The organism is Micavibrio aeruginosavorus (assembly GCF_051245535.1).
Classification (GTDB): Bacteria; Pseudomonadota; Alphaproteobacteria; order Micavibrionales; family Micavibrionaceae; genus Micavibrio; species Micavibrio aeruginosavorus_D.
In genome coordinates this window covers 1,975,007-2,000,276 of sequence record NZ_CP195303.1, presented here as the reverse complement: position 1 = coordinate 2,000,276, position 25,270 = coordinate 1,975,007, and the positions used below count along the sequence as shown (strand labels likewise).

Below are 25,270 nucleotides of genomic sequence, written 5' to 3'. Positions count from 1 at the left end.
ACGGGTGCGCGCGAAAGACCAAAATGGCAAAAAAATCCGGCTCGAACATGATGAACCCGAATGATCAGATGCATCCTGATGATCGCCGCAATCTGGTGATCTTCCTGATCATTTCATTGGCCATGTATTTCGCCTTCGACCATTTCGTGATGAAGCCGAAGGTCGAAGCGATGCGCGCGCAGCAAGAAGCCGTTCGTGCCGCCGCCGTGAATGGCGCGCCGAACGCGATTGACGCGCTGGTCGAACGTCCGCGCGATGTTGTCATTGGCGAAAGCACGCGCTTGAAAATCGACAACGGCCAGATTTTTGGTTCGTTGCCGCTGGTGGGTAACCGCATCGATGATATTTCCCTGACTGATTATTTCAAAACACTGGGCGGGTCCGACCATGTTGTGTTGATGAGCCCGGCGGGCACCCCGCACCCGAAATATGCCGAAGCCGGATGGATCGCCGCGAATGACGGTGTAAAGGTTCCGGGCAAGGATACGCGTTGGAGTGTGAAGGGTGGCGGTACGCCGAAACTGACCAAGGACAAGCCGGTTACATTGACATGGAACAACGGTTCCGGCCTGACCTTTGAACGTGAATACAGCATCGACGATCACTTCGTTATCACCCTGACCCAACGTGTGACCAACAATGGCGGTTCGACGGCCCGTTTGTATCCGTATAATCTGGTCGCGATGCAGGGCATGCCGGAAGATTTCACCGGCACATGGATCGCCCACGAAGGCCCGATTGGCCACATTGGCGGCGAATTGCACGAGGTGACGTACAAAGACCTCGGCAAGAAAAATGAAATGTCATACAACGCCCCGACCGGGTGGATCGGCATCACCGAAAAATACTGGCTGACCAGCCTGTTGCCGGTGCAGGGCGAAGCGATGAAATACAGCTTCAAATCCACGCCTGCTGCCACGCCGAACGCCAAGCCGCATTATCAGGTTGATATGATGGGCACCGAACGCGTTGTGGGTGCGGGTGAAAAAACCGAATTTGTTTCGCATGTGTATGCCGGGGCGAAGAAGGTCCGTATTCTGGATCTGTATGAAGAACGCCTCGACGTTCCGCATTTCGATCTGGCGGTGGATTTCGGCATGTATTATTTCATGACGAAACCGTTCTTCTACTTCCTGACCTGGCTGGGTCATGTGACGGGCAATTTTGGTGTGGCGATTTTGATCTTCACATTGTTGTTGCGCGCCGCCGTGTTCCCGCTGGCCAACACGTCGTTCCGGTCCTTTGCCAAGTTGAAGCAAATGGCCCCGCAAATGACGGCCCTGCGTGAAAAATATGGTCACGACAAGGAACAGCTGCAAAAAGAACTGGTGGCCCTGTATGGCCGTGAGAAGGTCAACCCGGCGGCGGGCTGTCTGCCGATCCTGATCCAGATCCCGATCTTCTTCGCCTTGTACAAGGTGTTGTCGGTCACGATCGAAATGCGTCACGCCCCGTTCTTTGGCTGGATTCAGGATTTGTCGCAACGCGACCCGACCTCCCTGTTCAACCTGTTCGGCCTGTTGCCGTATGATGTGCCGCAGGTGTTGGTGATTGGTGTCTGGCCGTGCCTGATGCTGTTCTTCATGATTTTGCAAAAATCCATGAACCCGCCGCCGCAGGACCCGATCCAGGCGAAAATGCTGGCCATCATGCCGTATTTCATGACCTACATCATGTCCGGTTTTGCGGCTGGTCTGGTGATTTACTGGACGTTCAGCAACGCGCTGTCGATCCTGCAGCAATACATCATCAACCGGTCCATGGGCATCGAAGTGAAATTCTTCCAACGCACCCCGGCTGAAAAGAAAATGGAAAAGATGGTTGCCGAAGGTCCAGTTGTGCACCCCGGTGCCGAATTGCTGGAAGAACAGGTGGAAGACGCCCTGTTCGGTCATGACGACAATGACGGGCCGAAACCTGTATCCCCACGGAAGAAAAAGAAGAAATGAGCGATAAAAACCTCACACCCGAACAAATCGCCACGATCCGGAAATTGTTTTCCGGGCCGTGCGAATTTTTTGCGGGCGTCATGGATTTGAACGGTTTGCCGCCCGAAGGCGCGCCAGAGATTGCCTTTGCCGGGCGGTCGAACGTAGGCAAATCATCGCTGATCAACGCGCTGACGGCGCGCAAAACACTGGCGCGCACATCCAACACGCCGGGCCGGACGCAACAACTGAACTTCTTTGATTTGGGTGGCGTGTTCTGGCTGGTGGATATGCCGGGCTATGGCTATGCCAAAGTATCCAAGAAGATGCGGCAGGAATGGGATGATCTGATTTTCAGCTATCTGCGCGGGCGGCCTTCGTTGCGCAGTGTGTTCGTGTTGATCGATTCCCGCCATGGTTTGAAAGAGGTCGATCTGGAGCTGATCAAAATGCTGGACGCCGCGGGCGTGTCCGCGCGCATCGTGCTGACCAAGGTGGACAAGGCCGGATTCCAGGAATTGAAAAAAACCACGGAACAGGTCGAAGCAGCGTTGAAAAAACACCCCTCCGCCTTCCCCTTCGTCCTACCGACCAGTTCGGACGAGGGCACGGGTATTCCGGATTTGCAGGTTGCCATTTTGGAATTGATTGGCGGCTAAATTTTACTGATTGATCATCAGGGAATAATAAACATACGTGGCTGGGCTGCCGCCGTCGCTGACGCACATTTGCAAATGATCTTCGCATTCCGGGCAATCGGCAATTTCCAGTGTGGCGTTTGTGCCGCCGCCCCAATGCACGCCTTCAACAAAATATTGGCGCGGGTTGGAAACGACCGGAATGGTGGAATCGCTCAGCAATTTGTGGTTAATCGCGGCGCAAATTTCCTGCCGAATATTATAGGCCGCTAAAACCACTTCGTTTTTCGCCGGATCATTCGACCATTCAAAATTATTGAACCGGCCCAGATACCACCCAGTAGCGGGCAGACCCGTGCCCTCGCCCACAGCTTCGGGCGGGATTTGTGTGGGGTTTAACCCGCCGCCCGATTGGTGGTAGACCTTGTGGAGGTTGTTGGCCAAAACCGGGTCGTTAAACCCCGCATCGGTGGGCAGAGTAAAGACAATTTCATCCGCGCTGGTCCCCGTGGAATCCATCATGTCCAGCACCTGTTTGACGGTGAAGGGGTAATTCATGATCTGCCCGGTCAGAACGGCCGCCTTGTCCGGGGCCAGCGTGTTGGATTCATCCGTATCCGTCTGGCGTGACAGGACAAAGGTCAAAGCCCCGAATAACGCCACCACGATCAGAACGTAAATCATGGCGTTACCGGATTGAAAATGGGTCGTTTTAAAAGTGTTTTGCATTGTATGAATAATCCTTACAGCCTATTATTCTAGTATACAAAAGGGATTGAGCGAAATGATTTCAGACATCGACATGATGGCGTTTTTGATCGGCGCAGGCGCGGGGGCTTTCGCGGGAGCGGCCATTATCGCATTGGTGATGATGAAACGCCTGTCCACGGCGGAGAAAGAGGCCGCATCCCTGCAAGCGCAGATTGACGCCGCACAAGGATCAAGCGCCAACATGGAAAATACCTTCCGTGTTCTGGCTGCTGAAGCCTTGAAGGATTCGCAGACTCAGTTCCTGACATTGGCGCAGGAGAAATTAAAACAGGCGCAGAACGACACCGCGCATGATCTGGAAAAACGCCAACTGGCGATTTCCACATTGGTCGATCCGATCCGGAAACAACTGGAAATGCTGGGCGGTGCGGTGGAACAGATCAAGGGCACGGACAATGCCCTGCGCAACGATCTGCAATCGCTGTCGCGTGAAACGGCGCGTCTGGTCGGCGCGTTGCGTGACCCGGCGGCGCAGGGGCGTTGGGGTGAATATATCCTTGATGGCCTGCTGGAAAAATCCGGCCTGATCCGCGGCGTGCATTTTGAATCACAGGTGGCGGTATCGACCAGTGACGGCGGGCGTCAACGCCCGGACGCGGTGATCCGCCTGCATGACGGGTTGCAAATCATCGTGGATGCGAAGGCACCGTTGAACGACATTGCCGACCAACTGGCCGGAAATGACGTGGACGAAGATGCGTTGATCCAGAACCTTGCCAAACGCGTGCGCGATCATATCGTCGCCTTGGGGCGCAAGGGATATTGGGAAAATGTTGATGGCACCAATGCCGATTTCACGGTGTTGTTCCTGCCGTCCGAACATTTATTCTCGATGGCGCTGCGCGCTGATCCGGGCATGGTGGATTTTGCGGCATCCCGCAATGTGATTATCGCATCCCCGACCCTGATGATGTCGTTGATCCGCGTTGTGTCGCTCAGCTGGCGGCAGGCCGATCTGGCCCAGAACGCGGCGGAGATTGCGACACTGGGCGGTGATCTGTTTTCCCGCATCACGAAATTTGGCGAACATCTGGAGAAAGTGGGCCGGGGCCTGTCCGGTGCGCTGGGCAGTTATAACGATGCCGTGGGCTCGCTGGAACGCATGGTCTTGCCCGCCGCGCGGAAATTGAAAGATAAGCAAGTACAAACGGGTGGCCGTGATTTGCCTGAATTGAAAGAGATTGAGGATCAGCCGCGCCGTTTAACCGTGACAGCCAATTCTTGACCCGTCCGGTATCCGGCATACCTCTTTAGTGTAGTGAAAGTGACATAAAAAATGACGATTCTGCCTATTGTGACCGTTCCCGATCCGGTTTTGAAACAACGCGCGACCGAAGTCGGAACGGTGGATGACGCCCTGCGCCGCCAGATGGATAACATGCTGGACACCATGTATGACGCGCCGGGCATTGGTCTGGCCGCGAACCAGATCGGGTTGCTGAACCGCGTTCTGGTCATGGATTTGTCCGAGCGGCTTGAGGATGGTGTGGAGCCGAAACGCGCCCCCATCTACATGGTGAACCCGGAGATTATTTTTAAATCCGAAGAACCCAGCGAGATGGAAGAGGGTTGTCTGTCCATCCCCGGCCAATATGCGCTGGTGCAGCGCCCGGCGATCGTGCGCGTGAAATATCTGGATTATAACGGTCAGGGGCAAGAGATGGAGGCCTCGGGCCTGTTGTCGCATTGCGTACAACATGAAATCGACCATCTGGACGGCGTTTTATTTATCGACCATCTGTCGAAATTGAAACGCGATATGATCATGAAGAAAATGGCCAAACTGCAAAAAGGCCAACAGGTTTTATAAGATGAACAATGGCGAAGGTTTAAAAGTGGTCTTTATGGGCACGCCGGATTTTTCCGTTCCGGCGCTGAAGGCTATTTTGAACTCGCACCATACCGTCGTCGCGGTGTACAGCCAGCCCCCGCGCCCGAAAGGCCGTGGACAGCAGGTGCAGCCATCACCCGTGCATGCGGCCGCACTGGATGCCGGCATTCCGGTTTATAATCCGCTCTCCCTGAAAAAAGATGAAGCCGCGCGTGCGCAGTTTAAAGCATTGGGCGCGGATGTCGCGGTTGTGGCGGCCTATGGCCTGATCCTGCCGCTGGATGTTCTGGATGCGCCGAAATATGGTTGCATCAATATCCATGCGTCCCTGTTGCCGCGCTGGCGCGGGGCGTCGCCCATTCAACGCGCGATCTGGGCGGGGGATGATGCGACGGGCATCTCCATCATGCAGATGGGTGAGGGGCTGGATACCGGCCCGGTGATCGCCATGCGCGATATGAAATTGAATGGCAAAACGACCACGCCGGAATTGCATGATGCGCTGTCCATTATGGGGGCGGATATGATCGTTCCGGTGCTGGACCGCCTGGCCATTGATGGGCGTATTGATGTGACGCCGCAGGATGATGCGCAATCCACCTACGCGCCCATGCTGAAAAAAGATGACGGGCGCGTCGATTGGACCAAAACCGCCGCCGAAATTGACCAGCAGATTCGCGCCCTGAATCCATGGCCGGGTGTGTGGACCGCCAATGGTGACGCCCGCCGCATTAAAATCGTACATGCCCAATTGGAAGATATGCGGTCACATGATCCGGCGGGCACATTGATGGACCGCGATGGCCGTATGGTCTGCGGGGATGGCCGCGTTCTGCGTTTGATGCAGGTGCATCCCGAAAACGGCAAGGTGATGGATTCATTCGCCGCGATCAATGGCGGGATTTTGACTGTCGGCACGGTCCTAGGGGATTAAGGCGATCCGTTTTTTCAACTCCGGCAAATCGTTCATATTGGCAATCTTCAACCCGTATTGTTCCGCGCTTTCAATCAATTCGTCTGGATTGAACCATTGATATTTTTCGGCAATGTAAATCAATGTCCGGGCAAAGCTGGGCCCGTGGTCGGACCATACATTATGATTGACCTGATCATCGACCATATGCGCCAGCTCGTGCAATAAATCGCTCAAGCGCCGTGTGGCCATTTTGATTTTGTGGTCTTGGAAATAATAATAACTGACGGCTTCGCTGGGTTTTTTGGCGATGTCCACTTCCAATGCTGGCGCGGCCAGATTGAAATCATTCGAAACACGCTCAATCACGCGCCGCATTTGGGTATCGCTCAGCCGTTGACTGTGGCCATCAATGTTGCCGTATTCCCATTGATACAGGCGATTTTTTTGCCAGTCTTTGGTGAAGGCTTTGTCCATGCCGGGGCCGTTTTTACTTTTACGCAGAATTTTATAGGCGAATTCGGCTGTGTCACGGCTGACGAATAACATGTGATTGCTGACATAGGTGCGTTCCGGTGCAATCCACACAACGACATACGGGTCATCCAATGTGTGTTTGTCATCGCAAACACCAATCCCGTCAATGCGCCCCAAAACCAATCGCGCGCCGCTTTGTGGATGGTCGTAACCGGTGATTTCCTGAATATAGGGCACATATAAACGCGGTTTATTGAACCGCTTTTTCAATTCGCCTTTCTCAGGTGTACTGGTCATGGCTGCGGCCCGGTTTTTCGAACATTATGGTGCGCGGGTTTTGGCGCGTTGTCATTGGCAATGGCGTATTCAACAATCGGGATGGATACATCGCCGATATATTTAATGGATTTCATGTCGCCAAGGATATTGGCCTGACGGGCCGTTGAAATCAATGTGTCGAGATCAATGCCCGCATATTGGTGATACAATTCGATCGCCGTAAAAACGAAAGCCGGGGCATGATCGGCATACCGTTCGCCATCCCGTCTGTGGTGGTAAAGCACATGGGCCATTTCGTGCAGAAGGCTGATAATTTCGCGATGACCAAAGCGGATTTTATTGGTTTCCTCTTCATAAGAGGAGGAATTGGTATCGGGCATCCAGAGCAGTTTTGGCACCGGAATATCGTGATCGTCTGAAATTTTTTCGATCAGGGCTTTGGCTTCGTCCTTGGTGATTTTTCTGCCAAGCGGGACAATGCATTGATCTTCCCAGCGATAGACGGTTTGTTCCTGATGATCGCGGTCAAAGACGCCCCCCAGAAAACTCTCCAGCTCGACCATTTCAGCATTAAAGGAAATGTGCGCGCTGTCGATATCCAGAAAATTTTGCGCGTGATGAAGCGTGTCGGAATTTCGGTGGCACCACCCGGTCACAAACCCGGACAGGCCGCGTCTATGCTTCGCCGTGCCAACGACCAAATAGCCATCGGCGTGGATACAATAATGGCGGTCCAGAATGTGAAGATCTTTGACTTTCATGCCCAAAACGCGATAGTTCCCTGTGTCACGCGCCCTCGTTTTATGGTGGGGCATCGTTGATGGTTTTTAGATTAGGCTGAAAGCGCCGGGCTATGCAACATCGCTGGAAATTAACCATTGAATATGACGGGCGTCCCTTCTCCGGCTGGCAACGGCAGGCGGCGGGCGTCCCCTCCGTGCAGGCGGCGATTGAGGCCGCCATAGCCAGCTTTTGTCAGCAGAACATCACCATCCATGTCGCGGGCCGCACCGATGCCGGGGTCCATGCGCGGGGGCAGGTAGCCCATTTTGATTTAGATTATGGAAACCGTGATATCACGGGCTATGACCTCGCCAAGGCCCTGAACGCCCATTTGCGCAACGCCCCGGTGGTTATTCTGGATGCGGAAATGGTGGGGGATGATTTCCATGCCCGCTTTGGCGCGGTGAATAAGCTGTATACGTTCCGCCTGCTGAACCGTCCGGCCCCGCCCGCGTTTGAACGCGGGTTGGTGTGGCATGTGCGGCGGATGCTGGATGTCGATGCCATGCGGGCTGGCGCGGCGCATTTGCTGGGCCATCACGATTTCACCACCTTCCGCGACACGGATTGTCAGGCGAAATCACCGATGCGCACGCTCGACCGTCTGGATATCGAAGCAACCCCCTGCGTCGCCGGACCGGGGCAGGATATTTTATTCCATGTCGAAGGGCGGTCGTTCCTGCACCATCAGGTGCGCAACATGGTCGGCACGCTGGCCATGGTCGGCGAAGGAAAGTGGGCCCCGGATCAGGTGCGTGAAGCACTCGAAGCCCGCGACCGCCGCGCGGGCGGCCCCACGGCCCCGCCGGATGGGTTGTATCTGGTGCGGATTGATTATTAACGCAGGAAATATTTTTCCAGCACGCGGCCATAAATCGCGGTCAGGGTTTCCAAATCCGTGATGCGGACATGTTCATCCACCTGATGGATCGTTGCATTGATCAGGCCACATTCCACCACCGGGCAATATTGGCTGACGAAACGGGCATCGGATGTGCCGCCCGCCGTACTCATCGCCGGGGTTTTGCCGGTGATGTCGGTGACCGCCTGACGTACCAATCCGGTCCATTCACCGGGGGCGGTGATGAACACATGGGCACCGCGGCGGAATACGATATCGTAATCCGGGCCAACGCGGTCGAGGATGGATCGAATTTTATTTTCCAGCGTTTCAAAATCCCACCGGTCATTGAACCGCACGTTGAACATGGCGGTGGCGCGTGCCGGGATGACGTTTTCGGCTGTGTTGCCGATATCGACGTTGGTGACTTGCAATGATGTCGCGGGGAAATGCGCGCTGCCAACATCCAGAACCGTGTCGGATAACGCGACCAGATAATGTGCCAGTTTCGGCACCGGGTTGTCGGCCAGATGCGGGTATGCCACATGGCCCTGCTTGCCATGGACGGTCAGCGTGGCGCTGAGCGATCCGCGGCGGCCAATCTTAATTTCATCGCCCATTTCTTTCGGATTAGACGGTTCGCCAACGATGCAGACATCGGGTGTATGGCCGTTTTTTGCCATCCATTCCAATACGCGCACGGTGCCATTCACGGCGGGACCTTCTTCATCCCCGGTGATCAGCAGGCTGATCGAACCTTTGTGGTCCGGGTGGTTGTGGACGAAGGCGGCGGTGGCGGCAATGAAGGCGGCAATGTTGCCCTTCATATCGGCGGCCCCCCGACCATAGAGTTTGCCATCGGCGACGGCGCCGCCAAACGGGCTGTGCGACCATGATTTTTCATCACCCACGGGGACAACATCGGTATGTCCGGCGAAGCACAGATGCGGCCCATCTGTGCCGCGACGGGCGAACAGATTTTTTACATCATCAAACGGCAAATTGGTGCAGGTAAATCCAAGGCCGCCCAAGGTACGGGACAGCAAATCCTGCGCCCCTTCGTCCTTTGGCGTGATGCTGGGGCAACGGATCAGATCACGGGCAAGGGCGAGAGCGTCGGTCATTGGAAAAAATCCTTATGTTGAAAATCTATGTGCGAAGTAATTCATTGATGGCGGTTTTCGACCGGGTGCGTTCATCCACCCGTTTGACAATGACGGCACAGGCCAGCGACGGGCCCGGTGTGCCATCGGGCAGAGCCTTGCCGGGCAGGGTGCCGGGTACGACGACGCTGTAGGCCGGAACGCGGCCCATAAAAATCTCACCGCTGTCGCGGTCAATAATCTTGGTCGATGCGCCCAGAAACACACCCATGGATAATACGGCACCCGTTTCAACGCGCACGCCTTCGGCCACTTCGCTGCGCGCGCCGATGAAAACGTTATCTTCAATAATGACAGGATCGGCCTGTAACGGTTCCAGAACGCCACCAATACCAACACCACCCGAGATGTGGCAGTTCTTGCCAATCTGTGCGCACGATCCGATGGTGGTCCATGTATCAACCATGGTTCCTTCATCCACAAACGCGCCGACATTGACGAAGCTGGGCATCAGGACGACATTTTTGGCGATATGGGCGGAATGGCGGACGATTGATCCCGGCACGGCGCGGAAACCGGCCGCATGAAAATCATCGGCGTCCCAATCGTGGAATTTGCTGGGCACCTTGTCCCACCAATGTGCGCCACCGGGGCCACCGGGAATGGACGCCATGGGGTTCAGGCGGAAGGAGAGCAGCACGGCCTTCTTCACCCATTGATGAACAACCCAGTCATCACCAACAGGTTCGGCCACGCGCAGGGTGCCATGATCCAGCAATTCCAGAGTTTCAACAACGGCATTGCGAACATCACCCGTGGTGCCGGGGTTCAGCGTGTCGCGAACGTCCCATCCCTGTTCGACAAGAGCCTTAATTTGTGTATGATTCGGGTCGTGTGTCATACCTCCTATCAAACCTTCAGGACCAAGTGAATGCAAGGCGAAACTGCGCCATTTGCCTGTCTCATCCGATGGAATGTGCTGTCGCTGGATCAATGGACCGAACGTTTCGCGCAAGCGCGGCGGGCGAGCTTGTTGCAATCTTATGATTATGCCCGCGCGGCCTGTCCCGTGCTGGGGCTGAAGGCGCGGTGGGGTGTCATTGAAATCGATGGGGCTGTGGCGGGTCTTGTGCAAATTCTGGAAACGGCGTTTCCGGGGCATATTCTGCATGGTGTGCATCTGGATCGGGGGCCGGTGTGGTTGCCGGGGTTTGGCGCGCCGGATCATGTGGCGGCGGTCTTTCACTGTTTGAACCGTGTGATGCCGCGTCGTCTGGGCCGCCGTCGCCGTTTTATTCCGGACGTTGTTGATACGCCGGACATGCGTGATGCGTTGGCGCACGCGGGCCTGCGCGCGCGGGGTTCATCCTATCAAACCATCTGGCTGGATCTGGATCCGGATGATGATACGCGCCGTGCGGCGTTGCGCAAAAGCTGGCGCAGTGAACTGACAAAAGCGCAACATAACAACGCTTTGCATGTCGATTGGACCACCAATACGCAAACCATTGATGATGTCATTATCGGATATCATGCCGACCGGACATTGCGCGGATATCCGGGGCCGTCGGTGAAAATGGTGCGGGCGCTGGCGCGCCAATTTTTTGCCACAAATAACCTTTTGGTCGGGTCGGTGCGTTTGCAAAATGAAACAATCGCCATGGTTCTGGTGCTGATTCACGGCTCTTCGGCCACATATCAAATTGGGTGGACCACAGAGGCTGGACGTGATTATCACGCGCACCACCTTCTTTTGTGGGATTCATCTGTTATACTGAAACAAAGGGGTGTTCGGGATTTTGACCTTGGAGGGATTTCCGATGACAAAGACGGTCTGGCAGTTTTCAAAACAGGTCTTGGCGGCACCATTGTCCGCACCCCGGGATTTTATGATTAAGGGCGTGGTCCTGTCCGCTGTCGTGGGCGTTGTGCTGGCTGTGGCGGGCGGTGTCAATGCTGCGGCAACGGCGCAAAGCGCAGTCTTCAAACCCGGTACCCAACAACTGACATACGAAGTTTACGCGGGCGGTGTGAATGCCGTGGCCGCGACCATGCATGTCTACGCCCCGGCGGACAGCGAATATAATTTATCGTTCAGCGCGGGGACCAAGGGCTTCCTGCGCTCACTCGCCCCGTGGGATGGCACATTTGAAACGCACGGGTGGCAGTTGAAAGATGGCGCGCGCCCCGAACTTCACCGCTCCGCCGCGATCTGGCGTGAAGAGGAAGAGGTGAAGGAATACGCGTATAACAAAAACGGCGATTTTGTTGGCTATACTGTGCGTGATCCGGAAAGTTCGGTGGAGCGTGATTTGCCTCCGGCTGAATTAACGCAAGGCACGATTGATGTGCTGACTGCCACGCTGGATGTGATGAAGGACATTGCCGCCGGGCAATCCTGTGACTCCTCGGCCGAGGTGTTTGATGGGAAACGCCGCTTCGCCATGAAATTCCGTCTGGAGGCGGAGGAGCAGTTGAGCGCCTCGCGCTACAACGTGTATTCCGGTCCGGCCCAACGCTGCGTGGTCGAAGTGACCCCGGTGGCGGGTGAATGGCATAAAAAACCGCGCGGCTGGATGTCGATTCAGGAACAGGGCCGCATGAAGGGCAAATTGCCGACCGTCTGGTTCGCCAAGGTGTCCGCCGATAAACCGGCCATTCCGGTGAAGGTGCGGGTGACGTCCGAATACGGCACCATGTTCATGCATCTGGTGGGCTACACCGATGGGGCCACAACGCTGGCTCAAATCGACGATTGATTCGGCCTAATCATCTGATATTCAACGATTATACCCGGCTTTGAGCCGGGTTTTTTCGGCTGTGGGCCCTGTGGGCGCTGGCCGGGGTGGTTTTTCGCGGTTTTCTGCGGGGTTCGGTGAAACGGTTTGCAACATGATGTGACTTGTTTTGCACCGCCGCCGGGGTAATAAAGAACAAGATCGAATTGTTTTAAGTGAACGAGTTTTCAGCCCTATGACCACATCTTCCTCGAAACTAGCTTGTGTGATTCTGACTGCCGGACAAGGCAAGCGGATGAAATCCGCCACGCCGAAGGTTCTGCACGAAATCGCCGGGCGGCCGATGATCAATTGGCTGCTGCGCTCGGTCGAGGCCTTGTCGCCAGACAAGATTATCGTGGTGACTGCGCCGGATGCGCCGGGTGTGGGCGATGCCGTTTTCCCGCACGCCACCGCCGTTCAAAAGGTGCCGATGGGCACGGGTGATGCCGTGCGCGCCGCCATGCCCGCGTTGCAGGGGTTTGACGGTGATATTCTGGTCTTGCTGGGCGATATGCCGTTGCTGTCCACCGGGATGATGCAGGGGTTGATTGAAGCCCGCCGCCACGACGCGCAAACGGGCATTGCTGTTCTGGGTGTTGAATATAAAACGCCGCCGGCGTTCGGTCGTCTGGTGATGAATGCGGATGGCACGCTGAATAAAATTGTTGAGGACAAGGACGCCACGCCCGAACAACGCGCGATCAAATTGTGCAACACGGGTGCGTTCTGTATCGACGGGACAAAATTGTCCGGCTGGCTGGATAAACTGCAAACCAACAATGCCCAAGGTGAATATTACATCACCGACCTGCCCGAAATCGCCGCGCGCGAAGGCATCAAAACCCGCGTCAGCATTTTGTACAACGCCGATGAAGTTGCCGGGGTGAACTCCCGCGCAGATCTGGCCGTGGTCGAAGCGATTGCGCAGAAAAACCTCCGCCGCGCGGCCATGGATAATGGCGCGACCTTGATCGACCCATCATCCGTCTTTTTCTGCCACGACACGAAAATTGGTCGCGATGTTGTGATTGGGCCGAATGTTGTATTCGGCCCCTGTGTCACCGTGGGAGATAACGTCACGATTGAAGCGTTCTGCCATATCGAAGGGGCGCGCATTGATGCGGGTTGCACCATCGGCCCGTTTGCGCGCCTGCGCCCCGGCACGCATTTGTGGCCGAAAGTAAAAATCGGCAATTTCGTCGAAACGAAAAACGTCAATATGCGCGATGGGGCCAAGGCCAGCCATCTGGCCTATATCGGTGATGCCGATGTGGGCGCGGGCGTCAATTTCTCCTGCGGCGCGATCACGGCCAATTATGACGGCTTTGAAAAATTCAAAACGGTGATCGGTGATAACGCCATGGTCGGCTCCAACGTGACGCTGGTGGCCCCCGTGACGGTGGGTAAGGGCGCGTATATTGCCGCCGGGGCCACGGTGACCAAAGATGTCGCCGATGACGCCCTCTACGTCGAACGCGCCGAACCCCGCATGCTGGCAGGCTGGGCGGCGAAATTCCGGGCGAAGAAGCAGAAGAAATCATGACACGATAAATCCCTCCGTCACCCCGGCGCAGGCCGGGGTCCATGCGGTCTATAGACTGGATACCGGCCTTCGCCGGTATGACGATTAAGAATTCTGAATTGTTATAAAAAACCTACAGAGGAACAGACTATGTGCGGAATTATTGGTATTGTTGGCAAAGATGACGTCGCCCAGCGTTTGGTGGATGGCTTGCGCCGTCTGGAATATCGCGGCTATGACAGCGCCGGGATCGCCACGTTGGACAATGGCAAAATTGAACGTCTGCGCGCCGAGGGCAAGCTGATCAATCTGGATGAGCGTTTGAAAAAAACGCCGGTGCGTGGGCCCATTGGAATTGGCCACACACGCTGGGCTACCCATGGCGGCCCGACCGAGCGCAACGCCCACCCGCATGCGACCGAACGCGTGGCCGTGGTGCATAACGGCATCATCGAAAACTATGCCGCGTTGAAGGCGGAGCTGGAGCAACATCAATGCCGTTTCGAAACCGAAACGGATACCGAAGTGGTGGCCCATTTGGTTGACCATCATTTGAAACAGGGCATGGACCCGGTGAGCGCGGCCAATGCGGCGTTTGACCGTTTGGAGGGCGCTTACGCGCTGGCCGTGATTTTCGCCAATGAAAATAATTTGATGGTGGGTGTGCGTCAGGGCACGCCGCTGGCCGTGGGCTATGGCGACGGTGAAATGTATGTGGCGTCGGACTCTTACGCGCTGGCCCCGCTGACCAAAAAAATCTGTTTCCTCGAAGATGGCGACCGCATTCGCGTGAACGCCAGTGGTGTGGTCATTTACAACCGTGAAGGCAAAGAAATTTCCCGCCCCATCCGCATTACCGCACAATCCGGTGAAACAACGGGCAAGGGCGAATATCGCCACTTCATGTTGAAAGAAATCTTTGAACAGCCGAGCGTGATTGGCGATACGCTGAACTCCTTCATCAACCCGGCCACGCGTGACATCACACTGCCCGCCGATCTGGTGGAGATGGTGGCAAAGGCTCCGCGTTTGACATTGGTGGCGTGTGGTACGGCGTTTTATGCCTGCCATGTGGCGAAATACTGGTTCGAACAAATTGCCCGCATTCCGGTTGAAATCGACGTGGCGTCCGAATTCCGCTACCGCGAAGCGCCGATGCCTGCGGGCGGCGTGGCCTTGTTCGTCTCTCAATCTGGTGAAACGCTCGATACGCTGGAAGCGTTGCGCTATTGCAAACGTCAGGGTCAGAAAATCGTTTCCATCGTCAACACGATCGAAAGCACGATTGAACGTGAATCCGATATGGTCCTGCACACGCTGGCGGGCCCGGAAATTGGTGTGGCGTCGACCAAGGCGTTTACAACGCAATTGACCACGCTTGCCTGCCTCGTTCTGGCCGCTGCGGCGAAGAAGGGCGCAATTGATGCCAAGGCTGTTGGTGCGATGTCGGATTCTCTGCGTCAATTGCCGTCCCTCGTGAACTCTGTGTTGCAAGACACGGCGGGGACGATTGAAAAATTGTCGCGCGAAATTGCCGAAGCCCGCGATGTTTTGTATCTGGGTCGCGGTGCGATGTACCCGATCGCACTTGAGGGCGCGCTGAAGCTGAAGGAAATTTCCTACATCCACGCCGAAGGCTACGCCGCCGGGGAAATGAAACACGGCCCCATCGCGTTGATTGACGACAAGGTGCCAGTGGTCGTTCTGGCCCCGCATGACAAATTGTTCGAAAAAACCGCCTCGAACGTACAGGAAACCATCGCCCGCGGTGGTCAGGTTTTGCTGTTCACCGACCGTGACGGCCTGACCCAACTGGGCCGCGGTTGCCGCTGGTCCGTGCGCATGCCGGTCTCCGACGCCTTCGTCGCCCCGATCCTGTACGTGATCCCGGTGCAATTGCTGGCCTACCATGTCGCAGTGGCCAAGGGCACCGATGTGGACCAGCCGCGCAATTTGGCGAAATCGGTGACGGTTGAGTAAATGTTCTACGCCTTCATCAAAGCGGCGATCTCTGGAATTCTGGTGGCGGTGGTGTCGGAAACGGCCCGCCGCTCGCCGGCTTTTGGGGCGTTGATTGCGTCGTTGCCGCTGGTTTCGGTTCTGGCCATGATCTGGCTGTGGCGCGATACGGCGGATGCGGAACGCATCGCCGGCCATGCTGAGGCTACGTTCTGGTACGTTTTGCCGTCTTTGCCGATGTTTTTGGTTTTCCCGGCCCTGCTGCGCCATGGCGTGCCGTTTTATGCGGGGCTGGTTTTGTCCTGTCTGATGACCATTATTCTGTATTTTGGCATGACGTTCCTGTTGAAACGGTTCGGTATTGTTCTTTAGGGATGGTTTTCTGTTATGGACGCAGAAGGGCTTTGAGCTCTTCTTTATTTGAAACTATCGTATTTTTTTCCAGATACCATTCCGCTGAATTTCCGTTGCTGTCTACGTCGTCAAGGCGTGCGCCGGCGTCTATCAATAGACGAATTGTTTTTTCATCCCCGTTTTCAGCGGCGTACATTAATGGAGTTCTGTAATCTTGCTTGAGGTGATAACAGCCATTTTTGCTTGAGTCTGTTTTTGCGTTTACGTTGGCACCATGTGTGATAAGAAATTTTATACTTTCTGCATCATTCATTTGTGCTGCATACATCAGAGGCGTTTTTTTGAACCAATTTGTTTCCGCGTTGATGTTTGCGCCGTTATTCATGCTGAGCTGCAGAAATTCCGTATTTCCAATTGATGCTAAAAGGGCTTTGTTGAGGATTTCTTTGTAATAAGCCGGATAAATTTCTTTCTGGCGTGCATGAATGGTCCCATAAATTTTTGAGACGTTCTCTGTCTCTGACGCTGTGTAGATCAAAGCGGGCAGAAGATCTGAAAGAACTTCTGTGCGTGCGTAGAAGTTCGGATCATTTTCCTGAAGGGCTAAAAAGGCCTGGTGTACTAAATCATGTGTGGTTATGCCTGGTTCTACCGTAAAAGGAGGGACGATGGCTGTAATTTTATATCTGTCTGGACTGCGGGCATAAATAACGCTATCCAGCCAATATTTCCATGCTAATTGGGCTGCTTTATTCGCCTTCTCTTTTGTGAAGGAAAAATGCTTTTTATAATATTCGGTCATGTACTGAGTAAAATCATGTTCTGCATTTTCTATGGCTTCAAAAGATTTCCAGCTGATTGGATCGGATGTGCCCCACGATAGATATCTAAGGCGTCGTGCTGTATCTAAATCAGGCAAATCATGTTTTTGTTCGCGAAATAAAACATGGGGCCTTTCGAAAATATTTGAGAGGCTGTAATCGAGTGGTTTTGCTGTCCACCCCATTGTGCCCATGCATTTATCAATGCCGCCATAAATGTTCTGTAGTGTCTTGTAGGCGTCAGATTTATCAATAAATGCCTGATATTTATTTTTTGCAGGAAGTAGATCGATTTTGCAGATGGTTTCTGTGCCGTTTGCGCTGATTGAAACAAGTTCTGTTGAGCTGGCTGCTTGCGGTGCTGGGGGTTCTGGAATTGAAAAACTATAAAGTGCCTCACTTTTCTTCAGAAAATGGACGTATTCTGCCGGGCCGTAAGAATATATTTTTTTAAAATGTTTTTTCTTCTGTGTGTCTTGTGGATCGAGTTTGGGAATTATTTTTTCCCGAATATCATATGGAATGTTATCTCCGATTGTGACCGAAAATTCCTTTTTTAATTCTTCGAAATTTTTCACCAGATATAGGCTTATGCCTAAATAACGCCATCCGACTTCATTCGATTCTATATAGAGAGTTTCATTAATGCCGTCGGCATCTAGGTCAGCTTGAAAAAAATAGGCATGTCCATAAAGGCTGGGAGGCGCCTTTTCCGGGAATTGAACGAGCTGCGATGGCTCGAAATAGTTATTGAGAGGTAACGCATACTCATTAACGGGTCCATTTTGTTCAAATACGTTTTGCCATGCGGATAAGAACGGGGCGCACAGAGCATTGTCTTTGTTAATGCTAAGGGTGGGTTTTTCGGGCGCAAAGGCAAAGGCGGGATTTATTTGGCAGAATATGCCGATTGCCAGGGCGAAGAGTGTGATGGCTGCTTTCATGTCTTGGGGCTCTAAATGGATTGTGTTTCGCAAGGCCGTATTAAACTTTTGTTATTGCTAAAATTTATGCGAAACCTAGGGTGGCTACAAGGTTGAATATCTTGAAGAGATGTTCCATCATGCGGCGTATAGCTTTTTCAACAGGGTTTTCCCACCATGCTCACTAAATTCTGGTTCTACATCCTGCCGCCCGTCCTGATCGTGGGGCAGTTTATTTCGGAACGGTTGCTGGACCGCCCGACGCTGGAATTTATGTATAGCGAATTGGGGCTGTATGAGAATTTGCAGTTTCTGGTGCTGGTGGCTGCGGTGTTGGTGGCGATTGCAACGTTTGTGCCCATGGATCGCCGTGCGGATCTGCTGATGAGCGCTTGGGTGGCTATTGCTGCTGTGTGCTGTTTCTATGTCGCGGGCGAGGAAATTAGCTGGGGCCAGCATTTTGTCGGCTGGGGCACGCCGGATTTCTGGACCCATCTGAACGACCAGAATGAAACCAATCTGCACAACACCTCCGCCTGGCTGGACCAGAAGCCGCGGCTGATCCTGATGATCGGGGTGGCTGTGGGCGGGTTGATTATTCCGCTGTTGCGTAAAGTTCGTCCGGCGGTATTGCCCGCGCGCTTCAATGCGTTTTATCCGTCCACGGCGTTGTGGGTGGTGGCGGCGCTGGCGATTGGTGTGCATCTGCTGGACAAAGTGGTCGAAGGCACGGGCATCAATTTGTTCGAACGCACCAGTGAGATGCAAGAGCTGTGCTTCTATTACTTCGTGCTGCTCTATCTGCTGGGCTTGTATCGCCGTTTGCCGCGCCCAGTGCGATAACAAATTCAATAATATTGAATTTCATTTTGTGAGAGCGTACTCTACATAGTTGCAGGATGCAGTGATTTCCAAGTCACTGAGCTAAAAGAACCGACGGAGGCTTGCCTGAACGTCGAAGACAATAATAAAGAAGTCCAGTGACAAGCTGGCAAGCGCTGCAGAGTAATTCTTCCTCATTAACGTTTGACTGGTGCCCTATCTTTGATGGGGTGCGCAGCTATAGCATATTGGAGAAAGTTATGCGCCTTGCCCTTGTGAACAACTGCTTAATTGAGCCTCAACCAAAGCTAAAAGGGGTATGTCCACACTGTAAAAGTGAAACATACGCACGATGTGGAGAAATAAGGAGTTGGCATTGGGCTCATAAGGGCGCGCCAGCGTGTGCCCAGTCTCAGGAAGAAGAGAAAGTCGAACGTCATGTGCAAAAAAATGAATCTTCATACAGATCAAATGGAGATTACATTAGCGATGTGTGTACCAAATCAGACTTAAACATTACCCCCGCAGCGTTTGAGGGCGAGATTGATGTGCCCATCAGCGGTACAGCAAGAACGCGCGAGGAAATTGATCAGATGCAAATTGCAGAATGGAAAGAAATTTTTGCAGGGAGGCGCGCCAGAAGATGGAAGTAATGAGAAAACCTTTGCTTCTCTTATTGGCGTATTCTCCGCTACACGCATTACGCGTCAGCGGCGCGAATGCAAAATCCCGCCCTGTGGATAAGACCGGGTGTGGGATGGTATGGGCGTCAGGGGAAGGGTAGAGTTATTGCACGAGATTGGGTGGGAAACCAGTCTTGAAATAAAAAATTCTTATGCCTATCACTGCCATCAGGTTTCACGTCTTTTTATAAATAAAACAAAAAGATGCGCAGGAGTAAACGTGGCTTACAGAACCGAAATAACGCCGCTGCCCGGTACGGGTGAGGCCCATTCTATCTGTATTCCTGCGGCGCGGCTGAATTGGCCGGTTGCCGGGTGGACCCTCTTCGAATTTTTACAGAAACCTGAATCCGCCGCGACCCGGCGGGATTCCGCCGAATCCACCATTCTGGGTCTGGGATACTCCATTCATAACTGCCACGCCGTGCATGGAAACGGCGCACCCTGTGACGGGGCCGATACGGTTTTGTTGCGCATCGATTCGTGGCATTACGATTTGATGGGGCAAGTGACCGATCTTCCGGTTATGGAAATCGTGTTCGATGCGCGGCGGTTTTCCGTGCCTGCGCGCTCGGTTATCAGCCTGAAAATCATGGCGCGGCCGATTAAAATTACGGAAAAAATTTCTTCCCGCGCCGTGAATGCCGCGCTATTCTTCCTGCACCAGATCCAGGCGGATCAGGTTCCTGATTTTGAACGGATTTTGGAACTGCACCGCCTGCACCCCGATTTACGCCGGACGTCGGATGATGTCCTGAATGATGGCCAATCGGGATCGGGTGGGAAGCAAAACAATAAAAAACTGACTGTGCCGTCGCGCCGCCCGACTTTGGGGCCGAAACTGGCAACAGCCTATGATCGCCCAAACCGGACACAGATGCTGGACCGGCGATCAGCAAGTGGGTGTGTGATGGATACGGGCCAGCCCGCATCCGATGACCGTATGCCAGAAAAAATAACGAGCATACACAGGGACAAGCGTTTCTTGGGGGAGTAAACGGGAACAATGACCAACACCACAAACACGCCGGATCAGGATGACGTTCCCAATACACAGATTGGGGATGTGAAAAAGACTCCGAAGGCCGTGATGAGTTTGGGGCGTTTATTTGAACGCGCGGCGGATTTTGATCTGCGCTATTTCCCGATTGAAATTGGCATTGATGCCCAGAAATACTACGAATCCCGTCACTCCGGTTATGCCGGGGTGAAGTTTTATGCGGAACAGGGCGCCATTCACGGCGTTCATGCCGATGTAAATCCGGTGGATGGCGGCGCGATTACCGTGGCCATCGAACATTGGGTCCACCGCCCCAACGGCGACAACATCACCACCCCCTTTATGACGCTGAAGGCCGAGCCGACCAAGCATAAGGGCAAGGATGTCATGCGCATCACCGAACTGGTGGTGCAGGGCGAAGTGATCAATTTGCACGATCGCCGCGCGGTGACAGCCGCCGTGTCCACCTGTCAGCAGGTTTTGGAAACGCTGCGTCTGGAACAGCGCATGCCGATGCTGGGCAATATTGCCAAGGATGCGGGTTTGAAAATCAAACCGCTGCCCAACACGTACAAGGACGGCAACGCCCGTCTGGCCTATGAAGAAGGGCGCAAGAATATCACCCGCTCCCTGCGTATTCCGCCGCAATATGTTCCGGCGGTGACCGGGTTCTTCCAACAGGGTTATGCCGCCCGTCCGGGCCAGCCGGTCTTGTTCCACGCGGCGACGCGCGGAACGGTTGCTGGGCGTGACAAGGATTCCGTGCGCTACAGCCTGCAGGCCGAAATGGTCCGTGGCGAATCCGCCGATCACACCAATGTTGAAATGACATTGGCGAAGAAAGATCTGGCCGCCAGCCATGATTATCAGGACCACAATCTGGTCAAACTGTCCTTCCGCCCGGTGCGGAGCGAAAAGGGCAAGGGTCTGGTGGAATTATCCGCCGCGACGATCGGTGATCGCAAACAACGCGCCAGCGACCACAAAAACATGGTCCGCATTCTGCACTTCGCGCATGACGCGATGCTGGATGTCCGCGATGGGATCGTGCCGGATCTGGGTGATATTATCGGCTACACCAACACGCAAAAAGCGATCAGCGGCGTACCGGCCCTGACGAAAGAAGAAGGTGCACGCTTTACCACCCGCATTCTGGGCGGTAACCCGACCAACGAACATTTGCCGGGCCGCGAACGCGGTCTGGGTGCGAACTGCTTCGCCGATCATTACGAATATATCGATGACAAGGGCAAGATGGTCACCGAATCGCTGGTGCGCGATGTGGGTATCATGGCGCTGGACCGCGATAAAACCGGGTATGACGCGAAAATGGCGTTCGCGGGCGATTATTACCGCCACCGCAACAACCCGAAACACAAGCCGAAATATCAGGCGGCGGCGACGTTTATCACGCACTGGCACTATGACCATAATGGCGGCGTGCCGCATATGTTGCTGGCCGGATATGTGATGGATCATGTGGTCTGTAATGCGGCCACCAAAATGCATATCGAAGATATCTGCAAAAAGCTCGATGTGCCCAAGGAATGGATGCCGAAAAAATGGACGGTCATTGATTCCCTGATCGACAGCAAAAAAGAACTGCAGATCAGCAAGCACATCACCGCCGAATTTGGCTGGACCCCGCACTCCGCGCCCACCAACTGGGTGTTCGTGAAAACGCCGAAGGGGTCGTTGTTCCACTATTCCGACGCGAAATTTGACCAGACGGTTGAATCCAACCCGGTGTTTGATGTTGAACGCATCACGGCGTTGAAGCCGACGATGGTCACGGTCGATTCTACGCGCGCCAGCTTCGTTGGCCCGGTTAAACGTGAAGACGACGTGAAAAAAGGCATGGTTGAATTTATCAACAAATCGCCGGACAAGGCCCCGGTCACCCTGCATATCGGAACGAACGCGGCCCGTTTGGTGACCACCACCGACGCCTATGGTGAAACCGATCGTGATACGATTGTGCTGGGTGCGTCCTTGCGCTTCACCAAAAAAGTCTTGGAAAAAATTGGTCGCCGCAATGGCCGGACGTTGAAGGAACATGCCCGCACGGCCTTTGGTCGCCGGGTTTTGAACTTCACACCGACGGGCGTTGGTGTGAATGCGATTTTGAATGGTGATATCCGCCATCATGGTCTGGTCGTCACCGGGACGCACAACGAACAAATGTCCATTCTCAACCGATTGATTGAGAACAAGGACCAGAAGAATCTCGGCTTTATCACGCCGCAGCGTTATAAATTTATTGTGTCCCAAACCGGAATTCCGGGGTCGGAAAAACACTATAACGAAGTGATCCAGTTTCTGGAGCGCCGCGGTTACGAATATGTGATCGAACATGCCTCTGGCCACGGCGGGCAAGAAGATGTCGAGCGCATGATGGATATGGCCGGGGCGCCATACGGTCTGGCCACGCACGGCGATGTGCCGCAACGCGCGCACAGCTCGGCCCTGATGGTCAAGCACGGCATGACCGCGATTAACCCGAGCGAACAAGACGTCATCCAGATTTCCGACGACAAGGGTTGCGCGATCATTGGGCAAGAAAAATCAATGATGACCTACATCACCATCAAGCGTCCGAAGGACCAGCATTTTGGTGGTGGTGAAGATGTCGAATATCTGACCAAAATCGTTCCGCCGGAAATTAAAACCCCGATGGGTGATATGATCCGCGAAATTGCGGATGCGCGTGAAGAAAGCGGTGATGAAAAACACCGCCTGAAACTCCGCCGCGCCGCACGGGACCAGCATGATGCCGTGTTGAACATCGACGGGGCGAATTTGAACCCGAAACAACGCCGCGTGCCGATGTCGTTGCCGGATTATTATATCCAGAACGGCTTTATGCGCGGCATCACCTACGACACCGAAACGACCCAATTGGGCCGGTATGCCGCTATTCATCAGTTCGCCGCGGTTCAGTATGATTTACTGGGTGATGCGAATGAAAAATGGGCAAACTATTATCAAATTCTGCCGCGTACGATCCTGCCGGATCTGGATGCGTTGCTGACCACCAATGTGATGCCGTCGGCCCTGTATGAAAAACCGCCGGTGGATGCAAAGGATGCCTTTAATCACCCGGGTGAATTGAGCGGTGCCTTCCCGCAGCGTCTGTTCTACTTCAAGATCAAGGAATTTCTGGAGCAATCGAAGGAAGTTTCGTTCAAGGATGAAAAGGGCAACGAGCATACGGCATCACGCCTGTATATCGATGCCGAACAGAAGCCCGAAGATGCCAGCCGCAGCAAGGCCAAGGGCGATAATGGCGTGAATGTCTATGAACAGAAAACCATCAACTATGTTCTGGACCCGTCAAAGAAGAAAGAATTGAAATCCCCGCGCATGGTGCATATCAAAACCATGGTGGATGGCGCGAATATTTTCAACGCCGACAATATGTGGATGCAGCAACTGGCCTTCGCCGCCGGGGATTTGAACTATTTCCCGATGAGCGGTGGCGGTATTCGCAGCAGCGATATTCGCAACAAGGCGCGTATGTTTGCCTATCTGCGCCCGGATAAATTCAAGGTCCGCCGCAAGCCGGAAAACCCGGAATTCCCGGATTTCACGGTCGAAGGGCTGATGATTTCCAACAATCTGGTGTCCAAGAAAGACGGCGCGGCGCACGAAGGGCGCAACGACGTGATCATGGAACGCCGTTTGGACCAGTTCATGCGCGAAATTGATCCGGAACTGTACACCCGCATGACCATGAACGCGAACAAGGCCGAGGTGAAAAAATATCTCGGCGGGACGCATAATGGCATGGTGTATCCGCGTCACTTGCTGACCTACGTCAACCGTACGGCGTACAAGGCGTGCGCGAATATCGGTGTTTATGTGGGCCGCTCAACTGAGCGTCGCTACGCGAACAAGGCGGTTTTGTTCAACGTCTCCGACTTCGACCCCAAAGAATTTATGCATATGGGGCCGCAGGAAATTGCCGAGATTATGAGCGACCGGAATCACCGCCTGCACAAAGCGTTTGAGGTGATCAGCATCAACAAACAACCGTTGGTGACATCGGTGGAACGCGGCATTGCCATTGGCGCAAACCGTGGCGCATCGCTGGAACAGATGAAGGCGAACAAACACTTCATCGAGCGCAACCCGGAAATGGCCGCGAATATGGTGCGCGCGATGGAAATGGCGCGCTACTTCCCCGATTTCGACCGCAAACAAACCTTGGAAGAACGGGTCTATGCCCCGGCCTTCATGGAAATGTCGGCGCATGACAAGGCACTGGCGAAATTGTTCGTACCGTGCGCCGAAGAATTTGCAAACGCCAAGGAATCCGATCGCATCAACCGCGAACGGGCCCACGCGCTGGATCAATTCCATTCGGTTCAGGTGCGGGAGCGGTATGTCGCCGTGCTGTACCGCGCGCAAATGGAACACGCGCAATTGTTTGGCAAAACGAAAAACTACCTGCACCCCGATGATCTGGCCCGTGAAAAGGCTAAGGAAAAGGCCCGTATTCATGGCCTGATCGATACGGATGCGGTGTCGCTGGGTCGACTGGAAATGCAAATCAAACGCGCCCATGAAAATTGGGAAGAGCGCATGGCGGGCAAGTCGAAAAAAGACCGCGCACTGGCCGAAGCGATTTTGCAGGAAACAGAAAATTTGGTGCAGGACATTAAGACGAAGATCGCGAATAACGATCCGGATTGGGCGCTGTCCGCCAATGATTACCGCCTGCTGGGCCTAGACGATAACCGCCCCTATGGCACATACCAGCGCCCGCTGGCAAAATCCAAGGTGCGAACACCGAAGCCGCCGAAGCAGAATTTAGGATAAAGAAAAAGGCCCGGTTAATCG

The 25,270-nt window shown here is 54.2% G+C and carries 21 protein-coding genes; 15 read left to right on the top strand and 6 right to left on the bottom strand.

What is annotated here, in order from left to right:
• Positions 1-23 precede the first annotated feature (23 nt).
• Positions 24-1,949: a membrane protein insertase YidC gene (gene yidC, locus ACSC94_RS09695; RefSeq protein ID WP_435640635.1), complete on the top strand. Its 1,926-nt coding sequence runs from the start codon at positions 24-26 to the stop codon at positions 1,947-1,949.
• On the top strand, positions 1,946-2,587 hold the full coding sequence (yihA, locus tag ACSC94_RS09690) for a ribosome biogenesis GTP-binding protein YihA/YsxC (protein ID WP_435640634.1): 642 nt from the start codon (positions 1,946-1,948) through the stop codon (positions 2,585-2,587). The genes yidC and yihA overlap by 4 nt, the downstream gene beginning before the upstream one ends.
• Before the next feature lie 3 nt (positions 2,588-2,590).
• Here the strand turns inward: yihA and ACSC94_RS09685 are convergent, their stop codons facing one another.
• Positions 2,591-3,295: a hypothetical protein gene (locus tag ACSC94_RS09685; RefSeq protein WP_435640633.1), complete on the bottom strand. Its 705-nt coding sequence runs from the start codon at positions 3,293-3,295 to the stop codon at positions 2,591-2,593.
• A 55-nt stretch (positions 3,296-3,350) separates the two neighbouring features.
• Between ACSC94_RS09685 and rmuC the strand changes: the two genes are divergently transcribed.
• Genes rmuC through fmt form a run of 3 tightly spaced genes read left to right on the top strand, consistent with a single transcriptional unit; the run spans position 3,351 to position 6,102 of the window.
• The gene (gene rmuC / locus ACSC94_RS09680) at positions 3,351-4,562 is read left to right on the top strand and encodes a DNA recombination protein RmuC (protein ID WP_435640632.1); all 1,212 of its coding nucleotides are present in this window, start codon (positions 3,351-3,353) and stop codon (positions 4,560-4,562) included.
• Between the two features lie 51 nt (positions 4,563-4,613).
• The gene (def, locus tag ACSC94_RS09675) at positions 4,614-5,147 is read left to right on the top strand and encodes a peptide deformylase (protein ID WP_435640631.1); all 534 of its coding nucleotides are present in this window, start codon (positions 4,614-4,616) and stop codon (positions 5,145-5,147) included.
• 1 nt (position 5,148) lies between these two features.
• Positions 5,149-6,102: a methionyl-tRNA formyltransferase gene (gene fmt / locus ACSC94_RS09670; protein ID WP_435640630.1), complete on the top strand. Its 954-nt coding sequence runs from the start codon at positions 5,149-5,151 to the stop codon at positions 6,100-6,102.
• Here fmt and ACSC94_RS09665 read toward each other — a convergent pair.
• Positions 6,091-6,855, bottom strand: a complete 765-nt coding sequence (locus ACSC94_RS09665; protein ID WP_435640629.1) for a hypothetical protein — start codon at positions 6,853-6,855, stop codon at positions 6,091-6,093. The two genes, fmt and ACSC94_RS09665, sit on opposite strands and share 12 nt — an antisense overlap.
• Entirely contained in the window at positions 6,852-7,598 is a 747-nt protein-coding gene (locus tag ACSC94_RS09660) for a hypothetical protein (RefSeq protein WP_435640628.1), read from the bottom strand. The genes ACSC94_RS09665 and ACSC94_RS09660 overlap by 4 nt, the downstream gene beginning before the upstream one ends.
• Positions 7,599-7,690: 92 nt before the next feature.
• On the opposite strand from ACSC94_RS09660, the gene truA reads away from it, so the two are divergent.
• A complete protein-coding gene (gene truA / locus ACSC94_RS09655) occupies positions 7,691-8,461 on the top strand; it encodes a tRNA pseudouridine(38-40) synthase TruA (protein ID WP_435640627.1) in 771 nt (256 codons plus the stop codon).
• Here the strand turns inward: truA and dapE are convergent.
• Positions 8,458-9,585, bottom strand: coding sequence for a succinyl-diaminopimelate desuccinylase (dapE, locus tag ACSC94_RS09650; protein ID WP_435640626.1), 1,128 nt, complete (start codon positions 9,583-9,585; stop codon positions 8,458-8,460). The two genes, truA and dapE, sit on opposite strands and share 4 nt — an antisense overlap.
• Before the next feature lie 25 nt (positions 9,586-9,610).
• A complete protein-coding gene (dapD, locus tag ACSC94_RS09645) occupies positions 9,611-10,465 on the bottom strand; it encodes a 2,3,4,5-tetrahydropyridine-2,6-dicarboxylate N-succinyltransferase (RefSeq protein ID WP_435640625.1) in 855 nt (284 codons plus the stop codon).
• A gap of 30 nt (positions 10,466-10,495) precedes the next feature.
• Here dapD and ACSC94_RS09640 point away from each other — a divergent pair, with 30 nt between their 5' ends.
• From ACSC94_RS09640 to ACSC94_RS09620, 5 genes are all read left to right on the top strand, one after another.
• Positions 10,496-11,461 carry a GNAT family N-acetyltransferase gene (locus ACSC94_RS09640; RefSeq protein ID WP_435640624.1) on the top strand — a complete coding sequence of 322 codons (966 nt, stop codon included), beginning with the start codon at positions 10,496-10,498 and terminating at the stop codon, positions 11,459-11,461.
• Positions 11,454-12,323, top strand: a complete 870-nt coding sequence (locus tag ACSC94_RS09635) for a DUF3108 domain-containing protein (protein ID WP_435640623.1) — start codon at positions 11,454-11,456, stop codon at positions 12,321-12,323. The genes ACSC94_RS09640 and ACSC94_RS09635 overlap by 8 nt, the downstream gene beginning before the upstream one ends.
• Positions 12,324-12,537: 214 nt before the next feature.
• On the top strand, positions 12,538-13,887 hold the full coding sequence (glmU, locus tag ACSC94_RS09630; protein ID WP_435640622.1) for a bifunctional UDP-N-acetylglucosamine diphosphorylase/glucosamine-1-phosphate N-acetyltransferase GlmU: 1,350 nt from the start codon (positions 12,538-12,540) through the stop codon (positions 13,885-13,887).
• A gap of 129 nt (positions 13,888-14,016) precedes the next feature.
• Positions 14,017-15,846 carry a glutamine--fructose-6-phosphate transaminase (isomerizing) gene (gene glmS, locus ACSC94_RS09625; RefSeq protein ID WP_435640621.1) on the top strand — a complete coding sequence of 610 codons (1,830 nt, stop codon included), beginning with the start codon at positions 14,017-14,019 and terminating at the stop codon, positions 15,844-15,846.
• The gene (locus tag ACSC94_RS09620; RefSeq protein WP_435640620.1) at positions 15,847-16,197 is read left to right on the top strand and encodes a DUF3147 family protein; all 351 of its coding nucleotides are present in this window, start codon (positions 15,847-15,849) and stop codon (positions 16,195-16,197) included.
• 13 nt (positions 16,198-16,210) lie between these two features.
• On the opposite strand, the gene ACSC94_RS09615 is transcribed toward ACSC94_RS09620, so the two are convergent.
• Complete coding sequence (locus tag ACSC94_RS09615; protein ID WP_435640619.1) at positions 16,211-17,944, bottom strand: ankyrin repeat domain-containing protein; 1,734 nt, start codon at positions 17,942-17,944, stop codon at positions 16,211-16,213.
• Between the two features lie 156 nt (positions 17,945-18,100).
• Between ACSC94_RS09615 and ACSC94_RS09610 the strand changes: the two genes are divergently transcribed.
• The 4 genes from ACSC94_RS09610 (at position 18,101) to ACSC94_RS09595 (ending at position 25,249) form a co-directional block, all read left to right on the top strand.
• Positions 18,101-18,766, top strand: a complete 666-nt coding sequence (locus tag ACSC94_RS09610; RefSeq protein ID WP_435640618.1) for a hypothetical protein — start codon at positions 18,101-18,103, stop codon at positions 18,764-18,766.
• A 137-nt stretch (positions 18,767-18,903) separates the two neighbouring features.
• On the top strand, positions 18,904-19,398 hold the full coding sequence (locus tag ACSC94_RS09605; protein ID WP_435640617.1) for a competence protein CoiA family protein: 495 nt from the start codon (positions 18,904-18,906) through the stop codon (positions 19,396-19,398).
• A 250-nt stretch (positions 19,399-19,648) separates the two neighbouring features.
• Positions 19,649-20,425 carry a hypothetical protein gene (locus ACSC94_RS09600; RefSeq protein WP_435640616.1) on the top strand — a complete coding sequence of 259 codons (777 nt, stop codon included), beginning with the start codon at positions 19,649-19,651 and terminating at the stop codon, positions 20,423-20,425.
• 9 nt (positions 20,426-20,434) lie between these two features.
• A complete protein-coding gene (locus ACSC94_RS09595) occupies positions 20,435-25,249 on the top strand; it encodes an mRNA ribonuclease (RefSeq protein WP_435640615.1) in 4,815 nt (1,604 codons plus the stop codon).
• The last annotated feature ends 21 nt before the right edge of the window (positions 25,250-25,270 follow it).